The sequence below is a fragment of the Haloflavibacter putidus genome, assembly GCF_006546625.1.
GTDB classification, from domain to species: Bacteria; Bacteroidota; Bacteroidia; order Flavobacteriales; family Flavobacteriaceae; genus Mesonia; species Mesonia putida.
Window position 1 is genome coordinate 187,929 of the sequence record NZ_VIAR01000002.1, and the last position, 13,224, is coordinate 201,152.

At 33.6% G+C, this 13,224-nt stretch carries 12 protein-coding genes; 5 read left to right on the forward strand and 7 right to left on the reverse strand.

The window, feature by feature from the left end:
- Positions 1–25: 25 nt before the first annotated feature.
- Complete coding sequence (locus FKR84_RS02975; protein ID WP_141420707.1) at positions 26–652, forward strand: hypothetical protein; 627 nt, start codon at positions 26–28, stop codon at positions 650–652.
- Positions 653–841: 189 nt separating this feature from the next.
- Here the strand turns inward: FKR84_RS02975 and FKR84_RS02980 are convergent, their stop codons facing one another.
- On the reverse strand, positions 842–1,216 hold the full coding sequence (locus FKR84_RS02980; RefSeq protein WP_141420708.1) for a DNA topoisomerase IV: 375 nt from the start codon (positions 1,214–1,216) through the stop codon (positions 842–844).
- A gap of 38 nt (positions 1,217–1,254) precedes the next feature.
- Positions 1,255–1,662 (reverse strand): helix-turn-helix domain-containing protein, encoded by a 408-nt coding sequence (locus FKR84_RS02985; protein ID WP_141420709.1) that lies wholly within the window; start codon positions 1,660–1,662, stop codon positions 1,255–1,257.
- Positions 1,663–1,939: 277 nt separating this feature from the next.
- Between FKR84_RS02985 and FKR84_RS02990 the strand changes: the two genes are divergently transcribed.
- Both FKR84_RS02990 and FKR84_RS02995 read left to right on the forward strand, forming a co-directional pair.
- Entirely contained in the window at positions 1,940–3,091 is a 1,152-nt protein-coding gene (locus FKR84_RS02990; protein WP_141420710.1) for a M14 family zinc carboxypeptidase, read from the forward strand.
- 73 nt (positions 3,092–3,164) lie between these two features.
- On the forward strand, positions 3,165–3,647 hold the full coding sequence (locus FKR84_RS02995) for an Lrp/AsnC family transcriptional regulator (RefSeq protein ID WP_141420711.1): 483 nt from the start codon (positions 3,165–3,167) through the stop codon (positions 3,645–3,647).
- Between the two features lie 74 nt (positions 3,648–3,721).
- On the opposite strand, the gene FKR84_RS03000 is transcribed toward FKR84_RS02995, so the two are convergent.
- The 4 genes from FKR84_RS03000 to gcvT all read right to left on the reverse strand — a co-directional run bounded on the left by FKR84_RS03000 (position 3,722) and on the right by gcvT (position 7,031).
- A complete protein-coding gene (locus FKR84_RS03000) occupies positions 3,722–4,429 on the reverse strand; it encodes a YebC/PmpR family DNA-binding transcriptional regulator (RefSeq protein WP_141420712.1) in 708 nt (235 codons plus the stop codon).
- 137 nt (positions 4,430–4,566) lie between these two features.
- Positions 4,567–4,854 carry a 4a-hydroxytetrahydrobiopterin dehydratase gene (locus tag FKR84_RS03005; RefSeq protein ID WP_141420713.1) on the reverse strand — a complete coding sequence of 96 codons (288 nt, stop codon included), beginning with the start codon at positions 4,852–4,854 and terminating at the stop codon, positions 4,567–4,569.
- A gap of 71 nt (positions 4,855–4,925) precedes the next feature.
- A complete protein-coding gene (locus FKR84_RS03010) occupies positions 4,926–5,729 on the reverse strand; it encodes a sugar nucleotide-binding protein (protein ID WP_233357646.1) in 804 nt (267 codons plus the stop codon).
- A gap of 216 nt (positions 5,730–5,945) precedes the next feature.
- A complete protein-coding gene (gcvT, locus tag FKR84_RS03015; protein ID WP_141420715.1) occupies positions 5,946–7,031 on the reverse strand; it encodes a glycine cleavage system aminomethyltransferase GcvT in 1,086 nt (361 codons plus the stop codon).
- Positions 7,032–7,319: 288 nt separating this feature from the next.
- On the opposite strand from gcvT, the gene FKR84_RS03020 reads away from it, so the two are divergent.
- Positions 7,320–8,834 carry an NAD(P)H-hydrate dehydratase gene (locus tag FKR84_RS03020; RefSeq protein ID WP_141420716.1) on the forward strand — a complete coding sequence of 505 codons (1,515 nt, stop codon included), beginning with the start codon at positions 7,320–7,322 and terminating at the stop codon, positions 8,832–8,834.
- 75 nt (positions 8,835–8,909) lie between these two features.
- Positions 8,910–10,424, forward strand: a complete 1,515-nt coding sequence (hutH, locus tag FKR84_RS03025) for a histidine ammonia-lyase (RefSeq protein ID WP_141420830.1) — start codon at positions 8,910–8,912, stop codon at positions 10,422–10,424.
- Between the two features lie 171 nt (positions 10,425–10,595).
- Here the strand turns inward: hutH and FKR84_RS03030 are convergent, their stop codons facing one another.
- Positions 10,596–13,157, reverse strand: a complete 2,562-nt coding sequence (locus FKR84_RS03030) for an ATP-dependent Clp protease ATP-binding subunit (RefSeq protein ID WP_141420717.1) — start codon at positions 13,155–13,157, stop codon at positions 10,596–10,598.
- Between the last annotated feature and the right edge of the window lie 67 nt (positions 13,158–13,224).

Genomic DNA, 13,224 nt, shown 5'->3' on the forward strand with positions numbered 1-13,224 from the left:
CCGAAAATTAATAAATAAAACTAGTATGAAAATAATATTCTTAATTCTGACTTTACTATTCACACAACTATTTTATTCGCAAGTTGAAATTCAGGAAGACAACCTGACCATTGAATACAAAAAAAATAACAAAGCGGGTTTGATGGTAGGCATGGGAAACATAACCAATGTTTATTCCAAATCGAAAAAGTTGATCCAATACAGAATTAAAGTTAGAATTGAGATGATCGATAATGAAAAAAGACCTTTTGATCCTAACAAGTTTTCAATTGTAGATGAGCAAAATAAAATACGATTAAGACCAGTTGATATAGCCAATTCAAATTATTTAAATCAATGGCATTTGAATAGATTGATTAAGAATAAGCCCAATTACAAATCTTTAGAAGATAAATATAAACCAGATATAAAAGATACATTTTTAGATTATGAATTCGAAGGTGTTACAAATGTATGTATACCAATAAACTACGAGGCTTACGATAAATTTAAAATAAGTTTAAAAAACCCTAAAACAGTAGCTCACGAATCTTATTTTGAGCCTAGAGATTTTAGGAAACAAAACTTAAATTTATATTTTTTCATACCAGTAAATTCGGAGATAACTACTCTTTTCTATGGAAATAAAAAAATTGCAGATATAAAATTTTAATAAGAATATTTAATGACAAGAAATAAACCGGTTTAAATTCAAAGCATTAACCACAAACCTTTATAATCCACAAAATCGCTGTAAGCAATAAAAAAGTAAATCAAAAACACCAAACATCACTCCATCTGCAAGCAAAACGTTTTTTTACAATAAAAGAATTTCAGATGAGCTAGAATCTTGCTAAAAAACTTATTTCACTTTTCTGGCTGTTCCTTTTTGTTTATTATCGTCGCCTACAATAGAAAATTCAAAAGTATAAGTGTCGCCATCTGTGGTAAGAATTTTCATATGCAAAGGCTTTTCTTCTGCCATATTTTTTGGGTTCATGTTTTTTAAGATATACTCGCAGTCGTTTATCCATCTTACCGAAGAAGAATCTACGTGATCTTTAAAATAATCAATCTCCATCGTATCGTTACGCACAAAAGTAGTTTTTACAAGCTCGCCGTTTAGGTAAGATTCAAACTCAAAAGCTCCGGTTTTAAATTTGGCACAATTTCTTTCGGGACTGTAACAGGCAGTTACCAACAAACACAACAACAAAAGGTAAAGAATTCTTTGCATTTACTTTTTAGACAAAGGTAGCATTTAGTTTATAATTTTCAATTCTCAAATGCATCAAAGCTACCGTCTTTATAAAATATAACAATTTTCTGAATTTCTTTTTGTTTTTTGTTTTCCGTAGGAATGGAAGAAGGCAATTGTGCGGAAGAAGAAATTGGAGTAGGAGCAACTTTTTGGTTTTCTTTTTCTCTTTCTGCTGTTCCGTTTTTGGAAGCAGCATCGGGCGGAAAATTTCCTTTTCCGTTCAGCAACCAATACAATTCTACTTCCGGAAAAGTTTTGATGACTTTCATTACAAAATCTAAACTCGGTTTATTTCTTCCGGAAAGCAAATGTGAAATAGAGGAGCGGCCAACGTTTATTTTATCGGCAAAAGCCGCAGCAGAGATATCGTAATACTGCATTATTTTTTCTAATCGTTTTGTAAACTCCTTGCTGTTTACCATTGTAAAATTATTTAGTCGGTAATGATATTTACAAATGTAACACGTTTAATTCAATAAACAAAATAGTTTTATAAATGGTTATCACGGTTAAATTTAAACTTTATGTAAATACCTTTAATTTATTAAATGACAGCTATTTAAAGATAAAATAACTGTATTTAGGATAAATTCCAGTGCCAATTAGTTTTTGCAAGAGCTTTGAGTTTACAATTGTAAATGAGAGGCTGATTTGATTCGTTTACATTTGTAAATTTAAGATTGTTTACTTTTGTGAAATATGGAAAGAGCGCATTATTTACAAGATTATACTAAGTACAAATTAACCGCGATAGAAGGCAGGTATTTTCCTTATCAAGAACTACAGAAAAATATAGAAGCTTATCAAACTGCTTTTAGTTTACAACAAATTGGTGAGTCGGTTTTAAAACAACCTATTTTTAAATTGCAAATTGGTAATGGAAAGAAAAAGGTTTTGCTTTGGTCGCAAATGCACGGAAACGAAACTACAAGTACCAAAGCTTTATTAGATGTTATCAATTACTTTAAATTCCGTAAAGCGCAACTTAAAGGTTTTTTAGCAACTGTTAGTTTACATATTATTCCCGTTTTAAATCCAGATGGTTGCAATGCTTATACGCGTGTAAATGCCAACAATGTAGATTTAAACCGCGATGCCAAGAACCTTTCGCAACCGGAAAGCAAGATTTTAAAGCAACAATTCGAAAAAATTAAACCGGATTATTGTTTTAACCTACACGACCAGCGCAGTATTTTTAGCGTAGGCTGGTTGTCCAATACCGCTGCGTTATCTTTTTTGTCGCCGGCAGCAGATGCAGAAAAAACGGTACCAGCTAACAGACTGAAGGCAATGCAGCTTATTAGTGGCATAAACGATGTTTTACAAGAATACATTCCGAATAAAATAGGTCGTTATGACGATACTTTTAATGCTAATTGCGTGGGCGATAGTTTTCAAACTCGTGGCGCTACTACCATACTTTTTGAAGCCGGCCATTTAGATACAGATTATAAACGCGAGAATACTAGAAAATACTGTTGTTTTGCAATATTAGAGGCCTTAAATCTAATTTATCAAAATTCGTATAAAAGCTATAAGGTAGAAAATTATGAAGCTATTCCGCAAAATCAAAAATTATTTTTAGATGTAATTATAAGAAATATACACTATCAAAATAAAATTACCGATGTTGGCATTCATTATAAAGAATGTTTGTTGGGAAATAAGTTGAAGTTTTTGCCGTTTATTAAACACATAAATAATTTAGAATCTTATTATGGACACCGCGAAATAGACGCTAACCGCACAAAAATCGTTGTCAATAATACAGATTGTTTTTATTTAGGTACTGAAATTCAGAATTTAGCAATAGAAAATGGATATTTACCGATTAATTTAACAATTACTTAGATTTTTATCGTGTTTGTTGAATAAAATTGTTTTATTTTTGCGTTTCGTTTTATAAATTATAATCAATATTAAAATGGCAAGATTTAAGTTAGACGAAATAGATCATAAAATTCTAGATATTTTAATAGATCAAACTCGTACCCCTTTTACAGACATTGCAAAGAAGTTAGATATTTCTGCGGGAACCGTGCATGTAAGAGTTAAGAAAATGGAGGAAGCAGGAATTATTACCGGTTCTTCTTTAAATTTGGATTATAAAAAATTAGGCTATGCATTTATAGCTTATGTAGGGGTTTTTCTACAGAAAACTTCGCAAACCAAATTTGTTTTAGAACGTATTAATGAGATTCCTTATGTTACCGTGGCACACGTTACTACCGGTAAGTTTAATATCTTTTGTAAAATTAGAGCGCGCGACACAGAGCACGCAAAGCAGGTAATTTTCCTTTTAGACGATATAGAAGGTGTATACCGTACAGAAACTATGATATCTTTGGAAGAAAGCCTAAACGACAAAAAACGTTTAATGCATTCTATTTTTAAGGAAATCTCTTAAATAATTTCTTTAAAATTTAAGAAAAGCTGTTTAAAATTAAATTCGTTTTCACGAAATATTTTAAACAGCTTTTTTTATTGCATTGTATGGTAGACGTTTTGCACGTCGTCGTCGTCTTCTATTTTTTCTAGAAGTTTGTCTACATCTTTTTGCTCTTCTTCTGTTAAGCTTTTAGTTACGGTAGGAATTCTTTCAAAACCAGAAGATATAATCTCAATATCTTTTTCTTCTAATGCTTTTTGTATGCTGCCAAAATTCTCGAAAGGAGCATAGAGTACAATTGCATCGTCTTCTTCAAAAACTTCTTCTACGCCAAAATCTATTAATTCTAATTCTAAATCTTCTATATTTTGATTGGGCGCGTTTACTTTAAAATTGCACGTGTGGTCAAACATAAACTCTACAGAACCAGAAGTACCTAAACTCCCGTTACATTTATTAAAATATGATCGTATGTTGGCTACTGTTCTAGTATTGTTATCTGTAGCAGTTTCTATTAAAACCGCTATGCCGTGTGGCGCATAACCTTCAAAAAGCACTTCTTTATAATCTCCTAAAGATTTATCGCTGGCGCGTTTTATGGCGCGCTCAATATTATCTTTAGGCATATTTACACTCTTGGCATTCTGAATTACCGCACGCAATTTTGAGTTGGTATCCGGGTCCGGACCACCTTCTTTTACAGCCATCACAATATCTTTACCAATGCGGGTAAATGCTTTTGCCATTGCCGACCAGCGTTTCATTTTGCGTTCTTTTCTAAATTCAAAAGCTCTTCCCATAGTAAATTTATTTGTCGGTAAAAATATAAAAAAAGCGTTTAGGAAAATATTATTCCAAACGCTTTTTTATAACAGATTCTTGAACTCTCATCAGCGATTTTCCTTTTAAAATCACTCATTAATTCAAAAAAAAAATATTATTCCGTATCTATAATAGATTCGATGGTTTTTGCCATTTTAAAATCTTTTTCCGTAACGCCACCTGCATCATGACTGGTTAGGCTAATACTTAGCGTGTTGTACACATTTGTCCACTCTGGATGATGTTGTTGCGCTTCTGCTTCAAAAGCAATACGCGTCATAATGCTAAAGGTTTCTTTAAAGTCTTCAAACTCTAATTTTGTATGAATGGCATTATCGTTAAACTGCCAACCATCTAAATCTTTTAATTTTTCTGATATTTGCTTTTCGCTTAATGTACTCATAGCTGTTTTTTATGTATAAGGTATAAATTTATGCTACTCTCTAAAAAGATTACTTTTTATTTAATACTAAATTAACGTTTTTGCGTAACGCAGTTTTGAATTACATCTGTGATAAAAACGCGCAAATTAGGCGGCAGCAAATTGTCTTTGGGTAAAATTGCCAAAAACCTATCGTTATTAGAACTATAAACTTTTTTGAGCAAAGGTTTTTCTAACTCTAATACCTGGCAAATTTCTTCTATCAATTCTTGGTGGTGAATTAAATCTGCACTTCCTAAGTGAAAAACACCGGTTTTATTACGGTTAATGATATAATGCAATTGCTGGGTAAATTTATCTACGCTAGTAGCATTGGTCACTACATTAGGAAAAACTTCTATGGCTTCGTTAACTTTATAAAGTTGTTTAATTTCTTTTATGCGCGGAGATTTGGCTCCAAAAACCATTGGAAGTCGTAAAATGGCATATTTATGGTTTGGTAAGCGCAAAAGTGCATTTTCTATCTTTATTTTAAATCTTCCGTAAATACTTACAGAGAAAGTTTTATCGTATTCGTACGAAGGGAAATTGGTAAAAGCATCAAACACATTGGCGCCGGAAAGAAACAGCAATTTACAGCGATTTTTTAAAAGATAATGTATAATTTCGAAATGGGCGTGGAGTTGCAATTCAAAATTTCCGCGTAAGCATGAAATAATTATATCTGGTTTTAGATTTTCCAGTAAATGCAAAATACTTTCGGTTTGCATATCCCAATGGTAAAAATCGCCATTTTCTTCAAATTGCGAATTTGGGGTGCAGTAGGTAGCAGCTATGTTAAAATAACCGGACAGCTCTTTATATACGGCATTGCCCAAAAAGCCACTGCCGCCCAAAATAAGTATTTTCTTTGATTTTTTAATAAATGGATTTTTTAAACTTTACTGAAATAATTATGTGAAGCTTTATCATTGCTTGGCTAGTAAAGTAAGAAATAACGTTTTTAAGCTGGTTTTATTTTTAAGGAAGTCGTAAAATAAAAGTGAGTTACCAATTGTTCTAAAAATAAACCGTCTTAAAAAAATTAAAGATTTTAAGACGGTTTGTAAATTTTATTCTCCTTTATAAAAAGGTGTTTTTACCACAACAGCGTCTACTTCTTTTTTTCTAATTTGTATTCTAATTTCTTCTCCTTTTTTGCTGTAAGGGGTTTTTACATAACCCAAACCAATAGCTTTACCCGTAGAAGGCGACATAGTGCCAGAAGTTACTTCGCCAATTTCTTCGCCATCTTTATTTTTGATACTATATCCCTTACGGGGAATTCCTTTTTGGGTAAGTTCAAAACCAACTAATTTACGTTTTGGTCCTTCTTCTTTTTCTTTTTTTAAAGCTTCAGCGTTTATAAAATCTTTACTGAATTTGGTTATCCATCCCAAACCGGCTTCAATAGGAGAGGTTTCTTCGTCAATATCGTTTCCGTAAAGGCAGAAACCCATTTCTAAACGCAAAGTATCACGAGCTGCCAAACCAATTGGTTTGATGCCATAATCTTCTCCGGCTTCTAAAACTTTTTTCCAAATAGCTTCTACTTGGTCTTGTTTGCAATAAATTTCAAAACCGCCGCTGCCCGTATAACCGGTAGCCGAAATAATTACGTGTTCTTGACCGGCAAATTTACCAATTTCAAAATTGTAAAATTTAATGGCTTTTAAATCAACCTCGGTCAAGCTTTGCATAGCTTCAATAGCTTTTGGACCTTGTATGGCCAATAAAGCATATTCTTCAGAAAGGTCTTTTATGTCTGCGTTTACAGTATTATTTTCAGAAATCCAGTTCCAATCTTTATCAATATTAGCCGCATTTACCACCAAAAGATATTTTTCTTCGTTCATTCGGTAAATAATCAAATCGTCTATAATACCGCCAGTTTTATTAGGTAAATAAGTATATTGTGCTTTCCCGTCTTTTAATTTAGAAGCATCGTTAGAGCTTATTTTCTGAATCAATTCTAAAGCATTGGGACCAGAAATTAAAAATTCGCCCATATGCGAAACGTCAAAAACGCCTAATTTTTCTCTAACAGTTTGATGCTCAATATTAACGCCTTCGTAAGAAACGGGCATATTGTATCCGGCAAAGGGAACAATTTTAGCGCCTAATTTTTTATGTATGTTGGTAAGTGCTGTATTTTTCATGCTTATAATTTAAGGTCTGCAAAAATATTCAAAATTTAGGGAGAATAAAAGTAAACAACGGTTTTTCGGCTAAAACGAAAAATATCTTAACAAAAGAATCCAGCATAAAATTTTTCCGTAAAGTAAAACCCATAAATTGTTTTTTCTTCTTTACGGAAATATAATTGGTCGCTTAATTTTTAATATGGTAATATTTAGATTTTACAGATAGCAACCTTCAAAATTTTAGCATTGACCAAATTGGAAGATTAGATATTTTCTTTAACTTTAGCAGTAAATCCAGTTTGTATGAAAATTTTTTCTAAACAAAATATTTACGATGCCGATAAGCAAACTATAAAAACTCAAAAAATTACCAGCGAGGTTTTGATGGAGCGTGCAGCAACGCAAGTTTTTGAGTGGTTAAAGAAAAACTTACCAGAAAACACTCCGGTAATAAATATTTTATGTGGCGTAGGGAATAATGGGGGAGATGGCTTGGCAATTGCCAGAATGCTCTTAAACGAAAATTATAAAGTAGAGGTATATATCGTAAATTTTAGCGAAAAACGTTCCGATGATTTTTTGCATAATTTAGATAAGTTGAAACAAAAAGATGTATGGCCAAACTTTATTAATAAAGACTCTGATTTTCCTGATTTTAAAGCAAACCAAATTATAATAGATGCTATTTTTGGAATTGGTTTAAACCGTCCGCCGGAAAAATGGCTTAGAAAATTTATACAAAAAATAAACCAATCTAAAGCTTACGTAGTAGCAATAGATATACCTTCCGGACTTTATTTAGATGCGGTGCCAAAAGAAAAAGATAGCATTTTAATAGCTAATACAACGGTATCTTTTCAATTACCAAAACTAATTTTCTTTTTACCGGAAACTGCTAATTATTGTGGTAATCTGCAAATAATTCCAATAGGCTTAGACGAAAAATTTATCGCAGAAACCCCAACCGAAGCAATTTTAATAACACCACGAGAAGTTGCCAATCTCTATAGACCGCGACAAAAGTATGCGCATAAAGGTACTTTTGGACACTGTTTGGTGGTTGGCGGCAGCTATGGTAAAATGGGCAGTGTTTGTTTAAGTACAAAAGCTGCTTTGCGCGCCGGCGCCGGAAAAGTGACAGCTTTAATTCCTAAATGCGGTTATGAAATTTTACAAAGTAGCGTACCGGAAGCGATGACCATAAGTAGTGAAAGCGATAAGTTTTTAGCGCCAACCAAATTAGATATTGAACCAAATGTTATTTGTTTTGGTATTGGCGCAGACACAAAAAAAGAAACCGTTGCTTTACTGAAAAATTTACTGCAAACCCAAAAAAGCAAATTTGTAATAGATGCAGATGGCCTCAATATTTTGGCAGAAAACAAAGAATTATTAGAGTTACTGCCTAAAGATAGCATACTTACTCCGCATCCGGGAGAATTAAAACGTTTGATAGGCGAGTGGGAAGACGATTTTGATAAACTGGAAAAAGCAAAAGCCTTTGCTGAAAAATATGCTATAATTTTGGTTATTAAGGGTGCAAATACCATAAGTATTACCAATAAAAAGATGTATGTAAACACTAGCGGTAATCCGGGAATGGCTACTGCAGGGAGTGGCGATGTGCTTACCGGGATAATTGGTGGCTTACTTGCACAAAATTATGCGCCGGATATTGCTACCGTTTTTGGTGTTTATTTGCACGGCAGAGCAGGAGACGAGGCTGCAAAAACCAACAGTTTTGAAGCTATGATTGCAGGTGATATTATAGCTAACTTAGGAAAATCTTTTCAGTCTTTATTTGAAAATAACCAGTAATAAACCACAAAAGATTTGGAAATAATAAGAGTTATTTCCACTTTTGGAGGCTTTAAAATAGAAATTAGTCCAAAAATGCCCAATTCACATTATATAAGTAAAGACGTGCTGGATTTACAGCATATTCAAGAAATTTTATTAGAGAATCAAAAGCTAGAGCTCAGTGAAGAAGCTACTGCAAGCATTAAAAAAAGTAGAAAGTATTTAGACGAGAAAATAAAAAATTCTAAAGAACCTTTTTACGGAATTAACACTGGTTTTGGTTCTTTATGCAATGTTAAAATTTCTACAGATAAACTTACCCAATTACAAGAAAACCTAGTGATATCGCACGCCTGCGGTACCGGCGAAAAAATTAAACCGGAGATTGTAAAAATCATGCTTTTGTTAAAAATACAATCGCTTAGCTATGGGCATTCAGGTATTTCTTTAAAAGTTTTAAAACGTTTAATTGCCTTTTTTAACAACGATGTTTTGCCGGTAGTTTATGAACAAGGTTCTTTAGGTGCATCTGGAGACTTAGCACCTTTGGCACATTTGGCTTTACCATTACTGGGAAAAGGAGAAGTGTATTTTGAAGGTAAAATTGTAGCTAGCGATAAAGTTCTTAAAAAATTTGAATGGGAAGCAATTCAGTTGCAATCTAAAGAAGGTTTAGCTTTGCTTAACGGAACGCAATTTATGAGTGCGCACGCAGTTTATGCTTTGTTAGAAACGCATAAACTTTCTTATTTGGCAGATGCCGTAAGTGCAGTAAGCATAGATGCTTTTGACTGTAACTTGTCGCCTTATGATGCCTTGGTGCACGAAGTAAGACCGCACAGGGGGCAGATTAAAACCGCTCAACGTATATGCGATTTTCTAGAAGGAAGCGAAATTATAGAACAAACAAAAGCGCATGTACAAGATCCGTATTCGTTTAGATGTATTCCGCAAGTTCACGGCGCTTCTAAAGAGACACTTAAATTTGTGCACCAAACCGTAAAAACAGAAATAAACAGCGTTACCGATAATCCGAATATTTTTGTAAATGAAGACAAAATAATTTCCGGAGGTAATTTTCACGGTCAACCTTTGGCTTTAGGAATGGATTATCTGGCTATTGCTGTTTCAGAATTGGCTAATATTTCAGAAAGAAGAATTTATCAACTGGTTTCTGGTTTACGGAATTTACCAATGTTTTTGGTAAATGACCCAGGATTAAATAACGGCTTTATGATTCCGCAATATACGGCTGCCAGTATTGTGAGTCAAAACAAACAATTATGCACGCCTGCAAGTATAGACTCTATTGTGTCTTCTAATGGGCAGGAGGATCACGTAAGTATGGGCGCAAACTCTGCCACAAAATTGTTGAAAGTAGTAGAGAATTTAAAAACTGTTTTAGCTATAGAGTTATTTAACGCTTCGCAAGCCCTTTATTATAGAGAGCCCTTAAAATCTTCCGAATTTATCGAGCAATTGGTAAAAGCTTTTAGAAAGGAAGTTCCTATAGTAAAACAAGATAAGGTAATGGCGGAAGAAATGGAAAAAGCTAAGGAGTTTTTAAACCATTTTTCAATAGATAAAGATTTACTTTATTTTTGTTAGAAAGTTGTTTTCCGTTAAACGGAAATAAAAAAGTAGCTGTTTCAAGGAGTAATCCTAAAGTCATTTAAAGCGACGTCGTGAAATTTAAGACATTCCGACTGCGCTCAATGTGACAAGTAGTAAAAACTCACTGTAAAACAGCTACTTTTTTTATTCAATACCTTTATAAAACTAAGACTCTTTTTTCTCTGGTTTAGGCTTATCTATTTTAACGGTCAATTCATTTTTTTTCTTGTCCAAGTCCATAATAATATTATCTCCTTCTTGAATTTTGGAGGTAATTATTTTTTCGGCTAATACATCTTCTACATATTTTTGAATTGCTCTTTTTAATGGTCTGGCTCCATATTGTCTATCAAAGCCTTTATCTGCTAAATAATCTTTGGCAGCGTCTGTTAATGTTAAATTATAACCTAAATCTGCAATTCTAACATATAATTTTTCTAATTCTATATTTATAATCTTATGTAAGTGCTCTCGTTCTAAAGAGTTAAAGATTACCACATCGTCAATACGGTTTAAAAACTCTGGCGCAAAAGATTTTTTCAAAGCATTTTCTATAATGCTTCTGGTATTTTCATCTGCTTGATCTTGTCTTGCCTTGGTACCAAAACCAACTCCTTGCCCAAAATCTTTAATTTTACGGGCTCCAATATTAGAAGTCATTATAATAACCGTATTTCTAAAGTCTATTTTCCTGCCCAAGCTATCGGTTATATAGCCATCATCTAGAATTTGCAGAAGCATATTAAATACATCTGGATGGGCTTTTTCTACTTCGTCTAATAAAACTACTGCATAAGGTTTACGACGAACTTTTTCTGTTAATTGTCCGCCTTCTTCGTAACCAACATATCCCGGAGGCGCTCCAATTAATCTAGATACGGCAAATTTTTCCATATATTCACTCATATCTATTCTAATTAAAGTGTCTTCGTTATCAAACATTTGCTTGGCTAACACTTTGGCTAACTGAGTTTTTCCTACTCCGGTTTGCCCTAAAAAGATAAACGAACCAATTGGTTTATTAGGATCTTTAAGTCCGGCGCGGTTACGTTGTATAGCTTTTACGACCTTGCCAACAGCTTCGTCTTGGCCAATTACTTTTCCTTTAATGCGGTCGGGCAATTCTGCCAATTTATTACTTTCTGTTTGGGCAATTCTATTTACAGGAACTCCCGTCATCATAGAAATAACATCTGCTACATTATCTTCGGTAACCGTTTCTTTGTGTTCTTTAGATTCTTCTTCCCACTTAAGTTGGGCTTCTTCTAATTCTTTTTCCAAATTTTTCTCATCATCCCGAAGTTTGGCTGCCTCTTCATATTTCTGTTTTTTAACCACAGAGTTTTTGGTTTCTCTAACTTCTTCCAATTTCCGTTCTAAATCTAATATGCGTTTGGGAACATCTATATTGGTAATATGAACACGAGATCCGGCTTCATCCATCGCATCAATAGCTTTGTCTGGCAAAAAACGTTCAGACATATAGCGATTGGTTAATTTTACACAGGCTTCAATAGCACCTTTTGTATATTCTACGCTATGGTGAGACTCATATTTTTCTTTAATATTGTTTAAAATTTCAATAGTCTGCTCTACGCTGGTAGGTTCTATTAATACTTTTTGAAAACGTCGCTCTAAAGCGCCATCTTTTTCTATATGTTGTCTGTATTCATCCAGAGTGGTAGCCCCAATACATTGTAGTTCTCCGCGCGCTAAAGCAGGTTTAAACATATTGCTGGCATCTAAACTTCCGGTGGCACCGCCGGCCCCTACAATGGTATGAATTTCATCTATAAATAAAATTATATCGTCGTTTTTCTCGAGCTCGTTCATTACAGCTTTCATACGCTCTTCAAACTGTCCGCGGTATTTGGTTCCCGCTACCAAGCTTGCCAAATCTAAGGTAACTACACGTTTATCAAATAATATTCTGGATACTTTGCGTTGTACAATCCGTAAAGCTAAACCTTCTGCAATAGCACTTTTACCTACTCCCGGTTCGCCAATTAATAAAGGGTTGTTCTTTTTACGTCTACTTAAAATTTGTGAAACGCGTTCTATTTCTTTTTCACGACCAACTACGGGATCTAATTTACCCTCGTCTGCCATTGCGGTTAAATCTCTACCAAAATTATCTAAAACCGGAGTTTTGGATTTTTTGCTTCCTTTTCCTTTTTTTCCTTGTGTGTCGCCAAATGGATTGTTTTTGGTAGCATCTCCGGAAGGTGAATCTTCATTAGAAAAAGATTCGGATGTGGGGCTATCTATAAAATCGTCGTCTTGTGTTATCATTGCTTTAAACTCTCCTTTTACGTTATCGTAATCTATATTTAATTTATTGAATAACTTTGTGGTAGGATCGTTCTCATTCCGTAAAATACACAACAATAAATGCGCGGTGTTTATAGATGAACTCTGAAACAGTTTGGCTTCTAAAAACGTAGTTTTAAGCGCTCGCTCTGCTTGTCGGGTTAGGTGTAAATTCTTTTTCTCGTTAGAAAGATTAGCAGATTCCGGATTGGCCGGACTAAGAATTTCTACTTTTCTCCTAAGGTGATCTAAATCTATATTTAAAGAATCTAGTATATCTATTGCTTTACCGTTACCATCGCGTATAAGACCAAGTACCAAATGCTCGGTACCAATAAAATCGTGCCCCAAACGTAAAGCTTCTTCTTTACTATAGGTAATTACATCTTTTACTCGTGGTGAAAAATTATCGTCCATCTTTATATCTCCTCAATTAGTTATTCCCTCAAAGTTATTCAAAAACCATGCCTTATAAAAGGTTTAT

Excerpts from the sequence above, each read along its gene's own strand:
- FKR84_RS02985 (WP_141420709.1), bottom strand. The coding sequence starts at position 1,662 with ATGGTAAACAGCAAGGAGTTTACAAAACGATTAGAAAAAATAATGCAG.
- FKR84_RS03020 (WP_141420716.1), top strand. The coding sequence starts at position 7,320 with ATGAAAATTTTTTCTAAACAAAATATTTACGATGCCGATAAGCAAACT.
- FKR84_RS02975 (WP_141420707.1), top strand. The coding sequence starts at position 26 with ATGAAAATAATATTCTTAATTCTGACTTTACTATTCACACAACTATTT.
- FKR84_RS02990 (WP_141420710.1), top strand. The coding sequence starts at position 1,940 with ATGGAAAGAGCGCATTATTTACAAGATTATACTAAGTACAAATTAACC.
- FKR84_RS03000 (WP_141420712.1), bottom strand. The coding sequence starts at position 4,429 with ATGGGAAGAGCTTTTGAATTTAGAAAAGAACGCAAAATGAAACGCTGG.
- FKR84_RS03030 (WP_141420717.1), bottom strand. The coding sequence starts at position 13,157 with ATGGACGATAATTTTTCACCACGAGTAAAAGATGTAATTACCTATAGT.
- FKR84_RS02980 (WP_141420708.1), bottom strand. The coding sequence starts at position 1,216 with ATGCAAAGAATTCTTTACCTTTTGTTGTTGTGTTTGTTGGTAACTGCC.
- gcvT (WP_141420715.1), bottom strand. The coding sequence starts at position 7,031 with ATGAAAAATACAGCACTTACCAACATACATAAAAAATTAGGCGCTAAA.
- FKR84_RS03005 (WP_141420713.1), bottom strand. The coding sequence starts at position 4,854 with ATGAGTACATTAAGCGAAAAGCAAATATCAGAAAAATTAAAAGATTTA.
- FKR84_RS02995 (WP_141420711.1), top strand. The coding sequence starts at position 3,165 with ATGGCAAGATTTAAGTTAGACGAAATAGATCATAAAATTCTAGATATT.
- hutH (WP_141420830.1), top strand. The coding sequence starts at position 8,910 with ATGCCCAATTCACATTATATAAGTAAAGACGTGCTGGATTTACAGCAT.